This is a genomic window from Bifidobacterium sp. LH_449 (assembly GCF_056356755.1).
Genome location: NZ_JBKEUV010000003.1, coordinates 78,197 through 96,009 on the forward strand (window position 1 = coordinate 78,197; position 17,813 = coordinate 96,009).

General features: G+C 65.5%; 7 protein-coding genes, 1 tRNA gene and 2 pseudogenes. 9 read left to right on the forward strand and 1 reads right to left on the reverse strand.

The features are described from left to right. Positions 1–165 precede the first annotated feature (165 nt). Positions 166–1,011 carry a biotin--[acetyl-CoA-carboxylase] ligase gene (locus AC1AX7_RS03665; RefSeq protein WP_476508748.1) on the forward strand — a complete coding sequence of 282 codons (846 nt, stop codon included), beginning with the start codon at positions 166–168 and terminating at the stop codon, positions 1,009–1,011. A gap of 148 nt (positions 1,012–1,159) precedes the next feature. Next, positions 1,160–2,041: a biotin--[acetyl-CoA-carboxylase] ligase gene (locus AC1AX7_RS03670; RefSeq protein WP_476508749.1), complete on the forward strand. Its 882-nt coding sequence runs from the start codon at positions 1,160–1,162 to the stop codon at positions 2,039–2,041. 16 nt (positions 2,042–2,057) lie between these two features. Here the strand turns inward: AC1AX7_RS03670 and AC1AX7_RS03675 are convergent, their stop codons facing one another. Next, positions 2,058–2,672: a biotin transporter BioY gene (locus AC1AX7_RS03675; RefSeq protein WP_476508750.1), complete on the reverse strand. Its 615-nt coding sequence runs from the start codon at positions 2,670–2,672 to the stop codon at positions 2,058–2,060. Positions 2,673–2,827: 155 nt separating this feature from the next. On the opposite strand from AC1AX7_RS03675, the gene AC1AX7_RS03680 reads away from it, so the two are divergent. The 7 genes and pseudogenes from AC1AX7_RS03680 to AC1AX7_RS03710 all read left to right on the forward strand — a co-directional run bounded on the left by AC1AX7_RS03680 (position 2,828) and on the right by AC1AX7_RS03710 (position 17,765). Further along, on the forward strand, positions 2,828–4,666 hold the full coding sequence (locus tag AC1AX7_RS03680; RefSeq protein WP_476508751.1) for an acetyl/propionyl/methylcrotonyl-CoA carboxylase subunit alpha: 1,839 nt from the start codon (positions 2,828–2,830) through the stop codon (positions 4,664–4,666). Between the two features lie 2 nt (positions 4,667–4,668). Further along, positions 4,669–6,282, forward strand: coding sequence for an acyl-CoA carboxylase subunit beta (locus tag AC1AX7_RS03685; RefSeq protein ID WP_476508752.1), 1,614 nt, complete (start codon positions 4,669–4,671; stop codon positions 6,280–6,282). A 48-nt stretch (positions 6,283–6,330) separates the two neighbouring features. Further along, positions 6,331–11,551, forward strand: a pseudogene (locus AC1AX7_RS03690) (fatty acid synthase subunit beta domain-containing protein); the annotation flags it as partial. 1,160 nt (positions 11,552–12,711) lie between these two features. Continuing rightward, positions 12,712–15,642 (forward strand): annotated as a pseudogene (locus tag AC1AX7_RS03695) (beta-ketoacyl synthase N-terminal-like domain-containing protein); the annotation flags it as partial. 179 nt (positions 15,643–15,821) lie between these two features. Continuing rightward, positions 15,822–16,283: a holo-ACP synthase gene (locus AC1AX7_RS03700; RefSeq protein ID WP_476508753.1), complete on the forward strand. Its 462-nt coding sequence runs from the start codon at positions 15,822–15,824 to the stop codon at positions 16,281–16,283. A gap of 86 nt (positions 16,284–16,369) precedes the next feature. Then, a tRNA-Gly gene (locus AC1AX7_RS03705) sits at positions 16,370–16,443 on the forward strand. Between the two features lie 662 nt (positions 16,444–17,105). Then, entirely contained in the window at positions 17,106–17,765 is a 660-nt protein-coding gene (locus tag AC1AX7_RS03710) for a teichoic acid transporter (protein WP_476508879.1), read from the forward strand. Positions 17,766–17,813 lie beyond the last annotated feature (48 nt).

The following is a 17,813-nucleotide window of genomic DNA, read 5'->3' on the forward strand; positions in this document are numbered from 1 at the left end:
CCGCAAGGTCCCGTTTTCCGTCAAAACCTCATGGTTCCGACGATTCTGACGTGCCGCTTCCGCACTTTGTAATCATATTTGACGTTCACATGCAATCCGTCTAATGTGAATTTTATGATGTTATCGTTAAGGGCCGCACCGCCGCGGTTGACCAGGACGGAAAGAGTGGCCGACAAAGTAGTCGCGCGCGCGCAAATGGACTCGACCCACAAGCAGGCGCATCGTCTGGTCGACGAGGGATCGATCGCGTGGAACGGCAACGACGACGATGAGGATATCGCCGTCACCGTGGTGGCCGCCGACGTGCAGACGGATGTCCGCATGCGCTTCGACCGCAACTGGATGAGCGTCCCCGGCGGTTCCTTTACGATGTCGTTCATCGCGACGATGCCGAACGCCGTCGTGCATGATTCAACGATGAACGGCTGGCTGTCGATGATCGCGGGCCTGGCCACGCTTGATGCGCTGGAGGGGGCGCTGGACGACTGCGACGCCCGCCCGCTGGATTACGATTACGGTTTCATGCTCAGGTGGCCGAACGATGTCTACTGCCATGGCCTGAAGCTGGGCAGCACGTTTTCGGAGATCGCGCCGCTGCCGCAGGACAGCGCGTATGCGGACAAGGCCGCGGTCATTTTCAGCGTCTGCGTGAATCTCACGGTGCCCGCCGATCGTCTGCCGACGCCGCAGTCCACGTCGCTGAGCATGCACGTGAAGTCGCTGCCGCCGGGAACGGTGCTGCGCGACATGGTCGCCGCTCATCTGGTGGAATCGCTGCGTGAGCGTTTGAAGTCGTTCATCGCCGATCCCGCGCGGCAGAGCAGTCGTCTGCGCTCGGAAACACGCCACGTGTGCTGGATGATGGGCCGCACGATCTGCGAGAAGCTGACGGACGGCAGCGTTTGCCGCGGAGAGGTCGTGGCGTTGAACGACGACGCTTCGGTGACGGTGCGCGCCTCCAGCGGCGAGGTCCGTGTGCTGCATATCAGCGACGTCGGTCTTTTGACCTGAACGGCATGCGGCGCGTGACGCGCACGGCGTTCGACGCGAGTATTGGCTTAACGCGATGACGGTCGCGTCCAGATAAAGCAGAGTGATTCGGGCATGGGGCTGGGATGCTGTATGCCCGATGAAGCCGTGCCTGATGGAAGGGAAAATCATGATGATGCTATCCGACGTTTCTTTTTTCCGCACGGAGGCGATCGCTGACGAGCTGGTGACGGTGAAGGAGACCGAGTCGACGAATGCGTTGGCCGCCGATATGGTCGCTTCCGGCAATCTGCCGGTGTTGGGCAAGCGCAAGGACGCGGTGGTCGTCGTCGCGGCGGATGCGCAGACGGCCGGCCGCGGTCGTCTGGACCATGCGTGGGTGAGCGTTCCGGGCGCATCGTTTACGATTTCCTTTGTCGTGGCCGTGCCGAAAAGCCTTGTCGTGGACGAGTCGCTGAACGGCTGGCTGCAGATGATCGCCGGCCTGGTCACGTTGGATGCGATCAATGACGCCGTCCGCGACGCCGAAGGCCGCTGGATCGACCTGAAGACCGCTCCGAGCCTGAAGTGGCCGAACGACATCTACTATGACGGTCGCAAGCTGGGCGGTATTCTGGCGCAGGTGATGCCGCTTCCGGCCGACCAGCGTCAGCCTGGCGAGGAGGAGCGCTATGCGTTGATCCTCGGCGTGGGCCTGAATCTGGCGCTGTCCGATGAGGATCTGCCTGAAAACGCCACATCGCTGGACAGGATCGCGGAGGAGCTGCCTTCCGCCGGCAAGATGCGCGATCTGATCGCGGCGTATCTGATTCCATCATTGCGTACGCGCATCATGGCGTTCGAGAAGGATCCGGCGGAAACCGCGAAGAAGCTGCATTCCGAGATGCTGCGTCACTGCTGCATGCTGGGGCGCCGCGTGCAGGCGAATTTCGTCAATGGCGATACGCTGGTCGGCGAGGCGACCTCGTTGAATGCGGACGCGTCGTTGACGCTGACGTTGGACGACGGTACGACGACGATCGTGCGCACCGCCGACGTCGGCGTGCTGTAGCGGCGCCCGATCGAGGTCAGCGCAGCGATCGGACGCCGGCGATGGCCAGCGATGCGATCGCCGCCTTGGCGAGGTCGCCCATGATGAAACCGGTCGAGGCGAGGGCGACGGTGGGGATGTCGACGCCGGTGATGAGGCTTTGCGCGGCGATGCCGAAGATGTATTCGACGATGATGCAGCCGGTGATGCAGGCCGCGAGGTAGCGTGCGGCGCGCATCATGGCGCGTACGGCGGAACGCTTGTCGGATTCGGGGCTTGCGTCGGTGATGCGATGCGCGTCGCCTTTCAGCGATGCGGTGATGATGACGGCCGGCAGGAAGCCGATCAGGAAGCCGGCGTTGGGGCCGAGGAAGGCCGCACTGGACATGCCGCCTGCGAATACCGGCAGTCCGGCGGCGCCCGCGGCCAGATACAGCGCGATGGATGATGCGGCCTGACGCCAGGACATGGTCAGCGCCGCTGTCATGACGACGAAGGTCTGCAGCGTGATCGGCACGGGAGTGCCCGGAATCGGGACGGCGCCCGCGGCGGCGGAGCCCCATAGCAGCAGTGCGAAGACGATGGGCTTGCCGACGGCGGCGACGGTGCGGCGGTCGATGGCGGAACGCAGCAGTGCGATGGTGCTGGCCATGATGATGCTCCTTGCGTGATGGATGTTTTGCGGTGTCCCTCATGGTAGATGCGGCAAACCTACTGTCGCGTTTGTGCGGTTGTACAAAAACTCGTTTGCGGTTTTGTTTGAAAACGAGTTTTCGTGCGGCGGGAACGCGTTGCATACTTGACGGCATGTCTTTAAATGTCAATAAATTGCTGGTCGCGAATCGAGGCGAAATCGCGCTTCGCGTCGTTCGCACCGCACAGGAGATGGGCATCCCCACGGTGGTCGTCTACGCCGAGCAGGACCGTCATGCGCAGTATGTGAGCATGGCCGACGAGGCGTACCTGCTGTCCGGCGACACCTACAAGGACACGTATCTGAACGAGGACCTGATGCTCGACATCCTCGAACGCAGCGGCGCGAACGCCGTGCACCCCGGATACGGATTCCTGTCCGAAGTCTCGTCGTTCGCACAGCGGGTCCTCGACGCCGGCGCGATCTGGGTGGGCCCCTCGCCGCAGGCGCTGACCGATCTGGGCGACAAGATCACCGCACGTCGGGTCGCCACACGCGCCAAGGTGCCGCCGGTCCCCGGCATCTCCCAGTCCATCGACGACATCCGCCCCCTGCTCGACTTCGCGCACACCCACGGCTATCCGCTGATGCTCAAGCGCACCGACGGCGGCGGCGGACGCGGCATCACCCTCGTGCACGACGACGACGAGCTGCGTGGCTTCTATATGAACCATGACGCGCTGCAGGGCGGCGACCTGAACGAATACTTCGTCGAACGATTCATCGACAAGGGCCGTCATGTCGAGACGCAATGCGGCCGTGATTCGCACGGCAACTTCACCGTGTATTCGACGCGTGACTGCTCCGTGCAGCGCCGCAACCAGAAGCTCATCGAAGAGGCCCCGGCGCCGTTCCTGGACGACGACGTCGTCGAACAGCTGCACCGCTACTCGCGCAACCTGTTCGAAGCGGTCGGCTATGTGGGCCTGGGAACCTGCGAATTCATGGTCACCGATCTGGGCAAGGTCTACTTCCTCGAAGTCAATCCGCGCCTGCAGGTGGAGCATACCGTCAGCGAAGAGGTCAGCGGCGTCGACCTGGTGCGCGAACAGCTGACCATCGCCTCCGGCGGCGAACTGACCGCCGACGCCCCCGTACGCGGGCACAGCTTCGAACTGCGCATCACCTGCGAGGATCCGGCGACCAACCTGGCCCCCAGCTCCGGCACGCTGACCGAAGTGCGCTGGCCGGCGGGCCCCGGCATCCGCGTCGACTCCGGCGTGGTGGCGGGCGACACCATCTCGCCGAAATTCGATTCGATGATGGGCAAGCTCATCGTCACCGCGCAAAGCCGTGAAACCGCGGTCGCACGCGTGCGTCGCGCCTTGGGCGAGCTGCATATCGAAGGCGTGCCGACCCCGGCGAGCCTGTACGAACGGATCTTCAACGACGACGAATTCACCGCCGAACACGGCCATGCCTTCGACGTGAGCACCAAATGGCTCGAACGCAAGTATCTCAACCGCGATCCGCAGGCCACGCGCGGCGGCCAGCCGACCTCGATGAGCGGCAAGGGCGATGAGGCCGCGGAACGCCCGTCCAGCGAAAGCTTCTGCATCGAAGTCAACGGCAAACGCGTCGAACTGACCGTGCCGACCGACATCGTCGAAAACCTCACCGGCTCAGCCCGCGCCCGCGGCGCGAAGCGCCCGACCCAGCCGCTGCGCGGCCAGGGCCTGCACCATGTGCAGAAGGAGAACGCGCAGAGCGAAGGCCAGCCCGGCGTCATCGCCTCCCCGATGCAGGCCGTCATCACGCGCATCAACGTCGCCGAAGGCCAGGAAGTCGCCAAAGGCGACCTGCTGGTCGTGCTCGAATCGATGAAGATGGAGAACTACGTGTACGCGCCGGCCGGCGGCGTCGTCACCAAGATCTTCGTCTCACCGGCGGTCGGCGTCGAAGCGGGCGAAACGCTGATGACCATCGACGTGACCCAGACGAAGAAGGGATGAGGATGACGGATATCATGCAATCGCCGGCCGTCATGGCCGCATCCGGAAACGGCGAAGCCGTCGACGGCGAACACCAGCCGATTCGCGCATCCGTGCTGCGCGCCGCCGAACTGGCGCGCGACGCCGAAGCGCATGCGCGCGACCGTCAGCATGTCAAAGGCAAGCTCACCGCACGCGAACGCCTCGACCTGCTGCTCGACACCGGATCGTTCGAGGAAATCGGACGCTTCCGCGGCGGCGACATCAATGCGGGCGTCGCAGGCTCCGCGGTCATCACCGGATTCGGCGAAATACACGGCCGCAAAGTCGCCGTCTACGCGCAGGACTTCTCCGTCAAAGGCGGCACGCTCGGCGTGGCCGAAGGCCGGAAGATCTGCCGTCTCATGGATCAGGCGATCAGCCTGAAAACGCCGATCATCGCGGTCATCGACTCCGGCGGCGCCCGCATCCAGGAAGGCGTCGCCGCATTGACCCAATACGGCCGCATCTTCACGAAAACCTGCGACGCCAGCGGCTTCGTCCCGCAGATCTCGCTGATCCTCGGCCCCTGCGCGGGCGGCGCCGTCTACTGCCCGGCACTGACCGATCTGATCGTCATGACCCGCGAAAACTCCAACATGTTCGTCACCGGTCCCGACGTCGTCAAAGCGGCGACCGGCGAAACGATCAGCATGGCCGATCTCGGCGGCGGATACGTGCACAACGCCGTATCCGGCGTGGCGCACTACCTGGGCGAAGACGAAGCGGACGCGATCGACTATGCGCGAACCGTGCTGGCATACCTGCCGTCGAACTGCGAAAGCGATCCGCCGACCTACGCCTATGCGGCGACCCGCGCCGACCATGACGTGGCGCGTCGGCTGGGCGGCATCGTGCCCGACAACGACCGCCAGCCCTACGACATGCTCGACGTCATCCGCTGCATCGTCGACTACGGCGAATTCGTGCAGGTGCATGAACTCTTCGCCTGCTCCGCGGTCGTCGGCTTCGCATGCGTCGACGGGCATCCGGTCGGCGTCGTCGCAAACCAGCCGAACGTGAACGCCGGCATCCTCGACGTCGACTCGTCCGAAAAGGTCGCGCGCTTCGTTCGCCTGTGCGACGCGTTCAACCTGCCGGTCATCACGCTGGTGGACACCCCCGGCTACAAGCCGGGCTCCGAACAGGAGCATGCGGGCATCATCCGACGCGGCGCCAAAGTCATCTACGCCTACGCCAACGCACAGGTCCCGCTGATCACCGTGATCCTGCGCAAGGCATTCGGCGGCGCCTACATCGTCATGGGATCCAAATCCATCGGCGCGGACCTCAACTACGCCTGGCCCAGCAGCCAGATCGCAGTGCTCGGAGCGGCCGGGGCGGTCAACATCATCCACCGCAAAGACCTCGCCAAAGCCAAAGACATGGGCAAGGACGTCGACGCATTGCGCGCCAAACTCATCACCGAATACGAGCAGACCACCGTCAATGCGAATCTGTCGCTCGAAACCGGCGAAATCGACGCGATGATCGACCCCGAGCAAACCCGCGAAACCATCATCCAAGGCCTTGCATTGCTCGCCGGCAAACGCCGCGTGCGCGCAACGGGAAGGCACCACGGCAACCAGCCGCTGTAGACGATGACGGCAACCGACAAGATTCCAACCACAAACAGAAGGACCAACATGAACGAATTCTTCCTGAACCGACTGGCCAACGAGCCCCACGCGCTCGCCTTCGCCGGCCAGTCCACCCCGTGGCCGGCCGCGCTCGCGGACGCCCTGACCGATCCCGCGCTCGCCGATGCGCTGCACCGGCACACCGACGTCGCACGGAACATGCTGTATCCGGTGTCCGCCGAACTGCTGGCGACCACCGGACGCCCGATCGACCTGTACGGCTACGAGCCGAATCCGGCACGACTCGGCGCCGCGGCGGCCGCCGCCGCAAGCGTCCCGGGCATCGCACTGGCCCAGCTGGCCGCGCTGCTCGACGCCGCCCAGCTCGGCTACAATCCCGCCGAAGCCCGTCCGGTCGCCGTACTCGGCCACTCGCAGGGCGTGCTCGCCGTTCACATGGTCCAGGCCATCGAACAGGCCGGCTCCGTGGAAGCCGCGGCTCCGGCGATCGACGAGATCCTCGCCATCGCGACGCTGATCGGCGTGGCCGGCACCCGTCAGGCCCGGCAGCTCGGACTGGCCGCCCGCCATGGAGACGCCACCCCGATGCTGTCAGTCAAAGACATCACCCGCGCGCAGATCGACGCGCTGATCGGACGCGTCGCCGGCACCCGCGGCCCGATCGCGGTGGCCGTCGCCAACTCCTCGACGAATTACGTGCTGTCCGGCTATCCGGAGGACCTGGCCGCCTTCGGCGTCGAAGTCGCCAAGGAGCACAGGCATCAGGCCAAGCTGCGTGAGGAAAAGGTGCGCGGCGGCCGCGTGTTCGACCCGACGCTCGAATACCTGGACGTGACGCTGCCGTTCCACAGCCCGCTGATGGCCGACGCAGTGTCCCAGGCCGTCGCCTGGGCCGAGGCCTGCGGCATCGACGGCGAACACGCCCGTGAGCTCGCCGCGGAAGTGCTGCTCAACCATGTCGACTGGTCCGCGCGCGTCAACGAGATGATGGAATCCGTCGACCCGAGCACGCTGTGGGTGCTGGACTTCGGCCCGGGCAACACCGTCGGCAAGCTGTTCTCCACCGTCGCCCAGGGCACCGGCGCCGGCGTGGTGGAAGCCTCCACCGGCGCGGCGCGCGCCGGACTCGCCACAATGGACGGCGATCCGGAGCGCATGCAGGATTGGAAGCGTTTCGCGCCGCGCGTCATCGACACTCCGGCCGGACGCAGGATGCGCACCGCCTTCAGCGAGCTGACCGGCAAGCCGCCGGTTCTGCTGGCGGGCATGACCCCGACCACCGTCGATCCGGAAATCGTGGCCGCGGCCGCCAACGCCGGCTACTGGGCCGAACTCGCAGGCGGCGGCCAGGTGACCGCCGACGTGTTCGACCGTCATGTGGCCAAGCTGGAGGAAGAGCTCGAAGAAGGCCGCACCGTCGAATTCAACGCGATGTTCATGGACCGTTATCTGTGGAATCTGCAGTTCGGCTCCCAGCGCATCGTGCCGAAGAAGCGCGCGAGCGGCACGCCGATCGACGGCGTCGTCGTTTCCGCGGGCATTCCGGAATTGGACGAGGCCGTTGGTCTGATCCATACGCTGAACGCCGACGGCTTCCCGTATGTGAGCTTCAAGCCGGGCACCGTCGACCAGATCCGTCAGGTCGTGCGCATCGCCAAGGCCGTCGCCCCGACGAAGGTCCTTATCGAAGTCGAAGGCGGTTCCGCCGGTGGCCACCATTCCTGGGAATCCCTCGACGATCTGCTGCTGACCACCTATGCCGAAGTGCGCGAGCAGGACAACCTCGTGCTGGTCGCAGGCGGCGGCATCGGCACGCCGGAGCGCGCGGCCGACTACATCACCGGCGAATGGTCCCGTGAATACGGCCGCCCGCTGATGCCGGTCGACGGCGTGCTCGTCGGCACCGCCGTCATGACCGCAAAGGAAGCGCATACCAGCCCGGACGTCAAGCGCATGCTGGTCGAAACCCCCGGCATCGAAGCCAAGCCGGGCGACGCCGACCCGTTCGCTCCGTTGGGCGAGCAGTGGGTGCCGAGCGGCAAGGCCTTGGGCGGCGTGACCTCCGGTCTGAGCCATCTGCATGCCGACATCTATGAGCTGGAGAATTCCTCTGCCCGCTGCGGGCGACTGCTGGTGCGCGTGATGAAGCATCCGGAAGAGCTGGAAAGCCGCCGCGAAGAGATCATCGAAGCGCTGAACGCCACGGCCAAGCCGTATTTCGGCGATCTGAAGACGATGACCTACATCGAGTGGGCGGAACGTTTCGCCAAACTCTCCTTCCCGTGGGTGGACGAAACCTACGCAGACCGTTTCCTGCACCTGCTGCAGCGCATCGAAGCCCGCGTCGTCGACCAGGAAAGCGGCGAATTCACTTCGCTGTTCTCCTCCCGCGCCGACGTCGAATCCGACCCGGTCGCCGCGATCGCCAGGCTGCGCGAAGCCTATCCGCAGGCCGCCGAACTGCACGTCGTGCCGATGGACGAGGCGTGGTTCCCGACCCTTGTGCGCGAATACCCCAAGCCGATGCCGTTCGTTCCGGTCATCGACAACGACCTGTTGCGTTGGTGGGGCCAGGACCAGCTGTGGCAGTCCGAAGACCCGCGCTATTGCGCCGACTCCGTACGCGTCATCCCCGGCCCGATCTCCGTGGCCGGCATCACCACGATGGACGAGCCGGTCGCCGACATCCTCGGACGCTTCGAACAGGCGATGATCGAACGCACCACGGCCGACTCCGCCGCGGCGTTCGCGCAGCTCAACGCCGCAGCCGACGCCGAAGCCTTCATCCGCTCCTGCCCGAACATCTCCTGGGTCGGCCACCTGATGGCCAATCCGGCATACGGCACAGCCAACGGCGACGCCGCATACGAAATCACCAAGGTCGGCCAGGACGGCAACGTCGAACAGTACGATCTGAACATTCATCTCGACACCTACTGGGACAACGATCCGGACGGCGGCGCCTCCAAACACGCCGTGCGCAGCATCGTCATCCCGCTCAACGTCGACGGCACCAAGCCGGGCCTGTCCCCGGTCGTCGACCGCGAACGTCTGCCGAAGCACGTCTACCGCATGCTGGCCGACACCGCAGGCATCGGCAACACCGCCATCACCGGCGACAAACTGACCGCAATGCCGCAGATCGAGCAGGACGACGACAAGGCCGCCTATCCGTTCGGCCTCGCCCACGCCTCTTATACGTTGTCCGCGAACCTCGGCTTCGACCATGAGGCCGCCACCGGCGGCGCGCTGCCGCACAACCTGGTGCCGTCCCGCATCGCCCCGGACGCGCTGGTCGGGCCGGCATGGCCGGCGATCTACGCCGCGCTCGGCTCCGTGTACGTCCACGGCTTCCCGGTCATCGAAGGCCTGCTCAACGCGGTCCATCTCGATCATCTGATCGAACTGGAGGTCACCGAAGACGAGCTGCTCGCCCACACCGGCGAAACCATCACGCTGACCAGCTGGGCCGAAGACTACTTCGAATCCGCCTCCGGCCGCGTCGTCACCATCCATGTCGAACACGCCGCAGCCGACGGCACGCTGCTCGCCCGCGAGACCGAACGCTTCGCCATCCGCGGACGCGCCTATTCCGACGCGCTGCCGGCGGAAGCGCCCGACTACGGCGGCCTCGAAGCCGACATCGCCGATACCCCGCGCCGCATGCTGCGCCGCGTCACCGTGACCGCGCCTCATGAGATGACCGCATTCGCCCGCACCTCCGGCGACTTCAACCCGATCCACACGTCGCATCGCGGCGCCGCGGTCAGCGGTCTGAAGGCCCCGCTGGTCCATGGCATGTGGCTGTCCGCCACCGCCCAGCACGCCGTGCAGGCGCTGGACGACAAGGGCGCTCATTACGAGATCGCCGGCTGGACCTACAACATGTACGGCATGGTGCAGCTCGACGACGAAGTGGAGATCTCCATCGAACGCGTCGGCCGCGTACGCCACGCCGGCATGGTGCTCGAAGTGACCAGCCGCATCGACGGCCAGATCGTCTCCCGCGCCACCGCCATCGTGCGTGCCCCCAAGTCCGCGTTCGTCTATCCGGGCCAGGGCATCCAGGCCCAGGGCATGGTGCTCGACGAGCGCGCCAAGTCCCCGGCGGCCCGCGACGTGTGGGAACGTGCCGACAGGCTCACCCGCGAACGCCTCGGCTTCTCGATCCTCGCCGTCGTACGCGATAATCCGAAGGAACTGACCGCCAACGGCGTGACCTACCGCCATCCGGAAGGCCTGCTCAACCTCACCCAGTTCACGCAGGTGGCTCTGGCCACTGTGGCGTTCGCGCAGACCGCACGCATGCGCGAAGCCGGAGCCGACATCTGGCCGTCCTACTTCGCAGGCCATTCGCTGGGCGAATACAACGCGCTGAGCTCCTTCGCCGACGTGATCCCGCTGGAAACCGTGCTGGAACTCGTGTTCCACCGCGGATCGACCATGCATCACCTCATCGACCGCGACGAGCAGGGCCGTTCCAACTACCGCATGGGCGCCCTCCGTCCGAACCAGTTCGGCGTGGACGACGCGCATGTGCGCGAATACGTGGAATCCGTGGCCAAGGCCTCCGGCGAATTCCTGGAGATCGTCAACTACAACCTGGCCGGCCAGCAGTACGCCATCGCCGGCACGATCGCCGGCCTGAAGGCCCTGTCCGCCGACTCCGCCAAGCGCGTCGCCGAATACGGCGGCAAACGTGCGTTCATGCTCATCCCGGGCATCGACGTGCCGTTCCATTCCACGCTGCTGCGCAAGGGCGTCCCGGAATTCCGCGACAAGCTCGACGCGCTGCTGCCCGCCCGCATCGACTATCGCGGACGCCTCGTCGGACGCTATATCCCGAACCTGGTGGCGGCCCCGTTCGAAATGACGAGGGAATTCGCGGCGAAGATCCTCGAAGTCGTGCCGTCCGAACGCATCAAGGCCGCTTTGGACGATCCGAAGGTGTGGGATTCCTACGCCGAAGACGACCAGAAGCTCGGACGCCTGCTGCTCACCGAACTGCTGTCGTGGCAGTTCGCATCCCCGGTGCGTTGGATCGAGACGCAGGCCCTGATGTTCGGCTCCGCCGAACAGGGCGGCCTTGGCGTGGAGGAATACGTGGAGGTCGGTCTGGGCAATTCCCCGACCCTGGCGAACCTCGGTTCCAAGACGCTGCGCCTGCCGGACTTCTCCGGACGCGATGTGACCGTGTACAACGTGGGCCGCGACGAAGGCCGCGTCTACATGACCGATTCCGATTCGCTGGTGCCCGACCTCGAAGACGACGATGAGCCGACGCCGGCGGCCTCCGTTTCCGCCGCTCCTGCGGCCCTGCCCGTCGCGCCTGCCGCCCCGGCTCCGGCCGTCGCCCCGGCTCCGGCCGCCGGCGCGGTATCCGGCGCATCCGTCGCGGACATCCCGTTCAAGGCGTCCGACGCCATCGCCATGCTGCTGGCCTACTCGGCCAAGGTGCGTCCCGATCAGATCGGCGACAACGACACCACCGACACGCTGACCAACGGCGTATCCTCCCGTCGTAATCAGCTGCTCATGGACATCAGCTCCGAACTGGGCGTGGCCAGCGTCGACGGCGCGGCAGAAGCGACGATCGGCGCATTGAACGCCCTCGTCAACAAGGTCGCCCCGAACTACAAGGCCTTCGGCCCGGTGCTGTCCGACATCGTGCGCGACCGCGTGCGCGGCATGTTCGGAGCCGCCGGCGTGAAACTGCCGCAGATCGAAAAGCGCGTCACCGAAACCTGGCAGCTCGGCGAAGGCTGGGCCAGCCACGTGGTGGCCGCCATCGTGCTCGAAACCCGTGACGGCGCCAGCTCCCGCGGCGGCGATCTCGCATCGCTCGCCACCGACGCGGCGTCCAACGCCGCGGCCGCCAACGCCATCATCGACGCCGCCGTGCAGAAGGTCGCATCCGATAACGGCGTCTCCGTCGCGCTGCCCAGCGCAGGCGGCACGGCAGGTGGCGCGGTCGTCGACTCCGCCGCCCTGGACGCATTCGCTGCCAAGGTCACCGGCTCCGACGGCGTGCTCGCCTCCACCGCGCGCTTCGTGCTGAACCAGCTGGGCGTCACCGCTCCGGCCGCCGGCGACGAAAGCGACGACAACGCCGCGGTGGTGGCCGCCGTCGAAGCCGAACTCGGCTCCGACTGGCCGAATCAGGTCGAGCCGCGCTTCGACGCCGACAAGGCCATCCTGTTCGACGACCGGTGGGCCTCCGCCCGCGAAGACCTCGCCCGCGCCTTCTACGGCGCAGGCGCCGCCGCGTTGGGCGGCAGCTTCATCGGACTGGGCAAGGCCGTCGCCGACGAAGCCGCATGGTATGCCGAACATACCGACGACGCCGAACTCGCCGACGCATTCAAGGCCATCGCCGAACAGGCGCTTGCCCCGGTCACGTCGAACGCCGACGCATCCCGCTTCGCAGGCGATGTCGCCGTCGTGACGGGCGTCGCGCCGAACTCCATCGCGGCCCAGGTCGTCAACGGCCTGCTCGCCGGCGGCGCGACCGTCATCGCCACGTCGCACAGCTTCCGCCCGTCCGTCAAGGCATGGGCCAAGCAGACCTACCGTGAGCATGCGGCGGGCGACGCGAAGCTGTGGCTCGTCCCGGCGAACCTGTCCAGCTACCGTGACGTCGACGCGCTGGTCGACTGGGTCGGCAACGTGCAGAAGAAGACCTCCGGCGCCAGCACCACGATCCTGAAGGAAGCGTACGAACCGAGCCTGTTCTTCCCGTTCGCGGCCCCGCCGGTCCGCGGCACGCTGGCCGACTCCGGCGAACTGTTCGAATCGCAGGCGCGTCTGATGCTGTGGGGCGTGGAACGCGCCATCGCGGGACTCGCCGCCATCGGCGCCGACACCGACGTGCAGCACAGGCTGCATGTGATCCTGCCGGGCTCCCCGAACCGCGGCATCTTCGGCGGCGACGGCGCGTACGGCGAGGTCAAGAGCGCCTTCGACGCCATCGTCAACCGCGCCCGCGCCGAAAAGGTGTGGTCCGGCCGCGTCACCTTCGCCCATCCGAAGATCGGCTGGGTGCGCGGCACCGGCCTGATGGGCGGCAACGATCCGCTGGTCGAGGTCGTCGAACGCCACGGTCTGAAGACCTACTCCACCGAACAGATCTCCGTCAAGCTGCTCGAACTGGCCACCCGCGAAGCCCGCGAAGAAGCCAAGAGCCATCCGCTCGACGTCGACCTGACCGGCGGCCTGGGCTCCGAGCCGATCGATATCAAGGCGTTGCGCGCCGAAGCCATGGCCGACGCCGCGGCCGCCGAAAACGCAAACGCCGCCGCCGGCGACGACGCGGCCGACATCACCAAAGGCGCAAGCCTCAAGGCGCTGCCGAGCCCGCATGTGACTCGTCAGGCGCACGTCGACCTCAACGATTGGAAGGGCGTCACCGCCCGTCCGGAAGACGAGATCGTCATCGTCTCCGTCGGCGAGCTCGGCCCGTGGGGCTCCGGCCGTACCCGCTTCGAGGCGGAACTCGGCATCCACTCCGACGGCACCGTCGACCTGTCCGCAGGCGCCGTGCTCGAACTGGCGTGGAACATGGGCCTGCTCGCTTGGGCGGACAGCCCGAAGCCGGGCTGGTATGACGTCGACGGCAACCTCGTGCCCGAAGAGGACATCGCCGAACGCTACCACGACGAGGTCGTGGCCCGCTCCGGCGTGCGCCCCTTCGAGGAGGGCATGGGCAACGACTACAAGGACGGCGCCGACGAAGAGGAAGCGGAAATCTACCTCGACCACGACGTCACCTTCGGCGTGCCCACCCGTGAGATCGCCGAAGAATACGTCACGATGGACGAAGCGCACACCAGCATCGCTGAAGACGCGGAAACCGGCGAATGGGCCGTCACCCGCCATGCCGGCTCGATGATCCGCGTGCCGCGCCGCGCCGCCATGACCCGTACCGTCGGCGGCCAGTTCCCGAAGGGCTTCGATCCGGTCAAGTGGGGCATCCCGGCTTCGATGGTCGGCGACGTCGACAAGATCGCGCTGTGGAACATCGTCACCACCGTGGACGCCTACCTGTCCGCAGGCTTCACGCCGACGGAGATCCTGCAGGCCGTGCACCCCTCGATGGTCGCCTCCACGCAGGGCACCGGCTTCGGCGGCATGGCCTCGATGCGCAAGCTGTACCTTGACCGGTTCCTCAACCATGAGATCCCGACCGACATCCTGCAGGAAGCGCTGCCGAACGTCGTCGCCGCACACGTGATGCAGTCCTACATCGGCGGCTACGGCAACATGATCCAGCCCGTCTCCGCCTGCGCCACCGCCGCGGTCTCCCTCGAAGAGGGCGCCGACAAGATCGCGCTCGGCAAGGCCGACTTCGTGGTCACCGGCGCGATCGACGACATCGGCGTGGAATCGGTGATCGGCTTCGGCAACATGAACGCCACCGCCAATTCCGAGGAGATGTACGCGAAGGGCATCGACGCGCGCTTCTTCTCCCGTGCGAACGACCGCCGTCGCGGAGGCTTCGTCGAATCGCAGGGCGGCGGCACGATCCTGCTGACCCGTGGCGACATCGCGCTGAAGCTCGGACTGCCGGTCGCAGGCGTGGTCGGATTCGTCCACTCCTACGCGGACGGCGCGCACACCTCCATCCCGGCGCCGGGACTGGGCGCGCTCGCGGCGGGACGCGGCGGACGTGACTCGAAGCTCGTGCGCGACCTGGCCGCGCTCGGCGTCACGGCGGATGAAATCGCCGTCGTCTCCAAACACGACACGTCCACCAACGCGAACGATCCGAACGAATCCGAACTGCACAACACGCTGGCGCACGCCATCGGCCGCACCGACGGCAACCCGCTGTTCGTGATCTCGCAGAAGACACTCACCGGCCATGCCAAGGGCGGCGCCTGCATCTTCCAGGTCAACGGCCTGACGCAGCTGTTCCGCTCCGGCATCATTCCGGCCAACGCGGCGCTCGACTGCGTCGACCCGAAGCTGGAACGCGACGACCATATGGTGTGGCTGCGCAAGCCGCTGAACATCGGCGCCACCGGCCGCACCGTCAAGGCCGGCCTGGTCACCTCGCTCGGCTTCGGCCATGTCTCCGGCTTCGCGGCGATCGTCAACCCGGGCGCCTTCGAAGCGGCCGTGGCGAACACCGCCGGCATGGAGGCGCTGGAAGGCTGGCGCGAGCGTGCGAACGAGCGTCTGGCGGCAGGCCGCCGTCGCTTCGAGGAAGGCATGATGGGCCACGCGGCGCTGTATGAGCCGATCGACAACCGCCGTTTCCATGAGGACGGCCGCGGCTACAACGCCCACGAGGTCGAAAAGGCCATGCTGCTCGACCCGCAGGCGCGCCTCGGCGCATCCGGCTACTTCGAAGCCTGATGCGTACGTCGGATCCGACCTCCGGATCCGACCTCCGGATAAACCGACAAGGGCCGGTCTCGCATTAGTATGAAAACGGTGCGAGGCCGGCCCTCGTCTTTTCGGCGGAACACGCCGGCGAAGAAGCGCCGTTGCAACAAGTCGGCGCGGCGAATCAGCAAAACGAAAGGTGCTGCGATATGCGCGGTCTAGGTCACGACATCGTCGACGTCGAAGCGTTCGCGGCGCAGCTGAACGAATCCGGCACCCGCATGAAAAGCCTTTTTTCGCCGCGCGAATTGCGGCAGGCCGCGATGCGCGGACAGGTGAAAGGCGACGGCGAGGCCATCCATCTGGCGGCCCGATGGGCGGGCAAGGAAGCCGTCATCAAAGCATGGTGCGAGGCGATCGGACGCAGTGGCGACGCCGCATCGTCGCCATCTTCGTCATCATCTGCTCCTGCGTCATATCCGTATTCACTGGACGATACGCCATGGAATCGCATTGAAATCATCGACGATTCCCACGGCTGCCCCCATGTCGCGCTCGCGCCCGACGTCGCGCGGCGACTCGCATCATCAGCGGCGGCGTCGCCATCCGACTTCCACGTCTCCCTCAGCCACGACGGCGGCATCGCCTCCGCCATCGTCATATTGGAGTAGGCGATATCGCATGTTCGGGCGCGCCGATTGCTTTTGTATCGGATGTGTGTATAATGGCACGAGTCGTCTTGCTTGCAGGACGGCACGCGGATGTAGCTCAATGGTAGAGCCTCAGTCTTCCAAACTGATTACGCGGGTTCGATTCCCGTCATCCGCTCCATTCGAAAGGCCGCGAAACCCAAGGATTTCCAAAGGTTCGCGGCCTTTTCGTTTTCACGCGCGACACCAGGGCGTGCGGCATGCCGATCTCGTCATATCCAAGCGCTTGTCAGGGAGTTTCCTGAATTGACTTATGGCGCGCTTGCCGAAACCGGTCATGACCTTAGCGAGAGCCACTCGGCGGGAACGCGACGACAGGCCCGGCATACTGATTTGATGCCGAAGGTTGTCGATTGCGGTGTTCATTCCGCCGGAGCGGCCGTCATGAAACGGAAGGCCGCCCGTCACCCGCATGTTTCATTTTGTCGTGTCCTGCCTTGTCCTGTTTCGCCTGAATTCTGCTCTGCAGCGTCCATTTCCGCCATTTTTAACGGAGTGATATGGCACGATTGGTCGAGACACGCCCGAAGCAGCGTCCATTTCTGCCATATGGCTTCGTCAAATGTGTCAAAAATGGACGATTTCCATGGGTGGAGCCTTCATTCGCGGCCGCATAGTCCTTGTAGAATACCGTCGTAGATATGAGCGCCTATTGTCATGTCGGCTGCCGTGACGGCAGGCATGGCCTGAACTATGATCGCGAGGTATACGTAGATGGCGGGAGGACCCAGCGTGGGGGAATGCGTCAATCGGCAGATGGGCGGCGATACTCAGCCCGGCGGCATGCGATCCGGTGCTGTGCAAACATCCTCCGCACAGCCGGACAACATCGTATCGAAGCATCCGGAGGCGTCCATTCCCGATTCGTCGCTGTCGCTGGCCGATATGGAGCGTAGCCGTTCCCATCCCATGCGGTGGCTGGCGTATGCGCTGCTGGTCGTCGTGGCCATTGTGGTGCCGTATTGGTGGGGGCGTACGACCGCCGTGCGGCAGACGCAGTGGATGCTCGATCATTTGAGCTTGCTGGATCCCAAAGGCGCGGCGTTTGTGGCCTGGACGGTGACCCTGGTCGCCATCACCGGCCTTGCCCTGCTGGTCGTCGACGCGCGTCGCCGACTATGGGGAACGGTGTTCGTGGTCGGCTTGGCGGCGGAGCAGTTCATTGCGGGCCTGTGCATGTTGAAGCTGAATTTCTGGTATTCGACATACGTGGTATACGGTGATTCGTCGACGCTGGCGAATGCCGCGAACCTGGGCATCATCGCCGCCGGCTTGGGCGTCGCCGTGTTCGCCGTGCTGTGGGTGGGCCTATTGGTGACGATCCGCAAGGATTCGCCGTTGAATGTGCTGACGCGCAGTTGGGCGTCGTTCATCATGTTTTTCGTGATAGAAACGATCGCTTTGCTGATTGTGCTGTTCGGCGGCCTGCTGACGATTGTGTGACGGTATTGCGATTTGATTTGATCTGATCTGATTGTTCGATGGGATCGG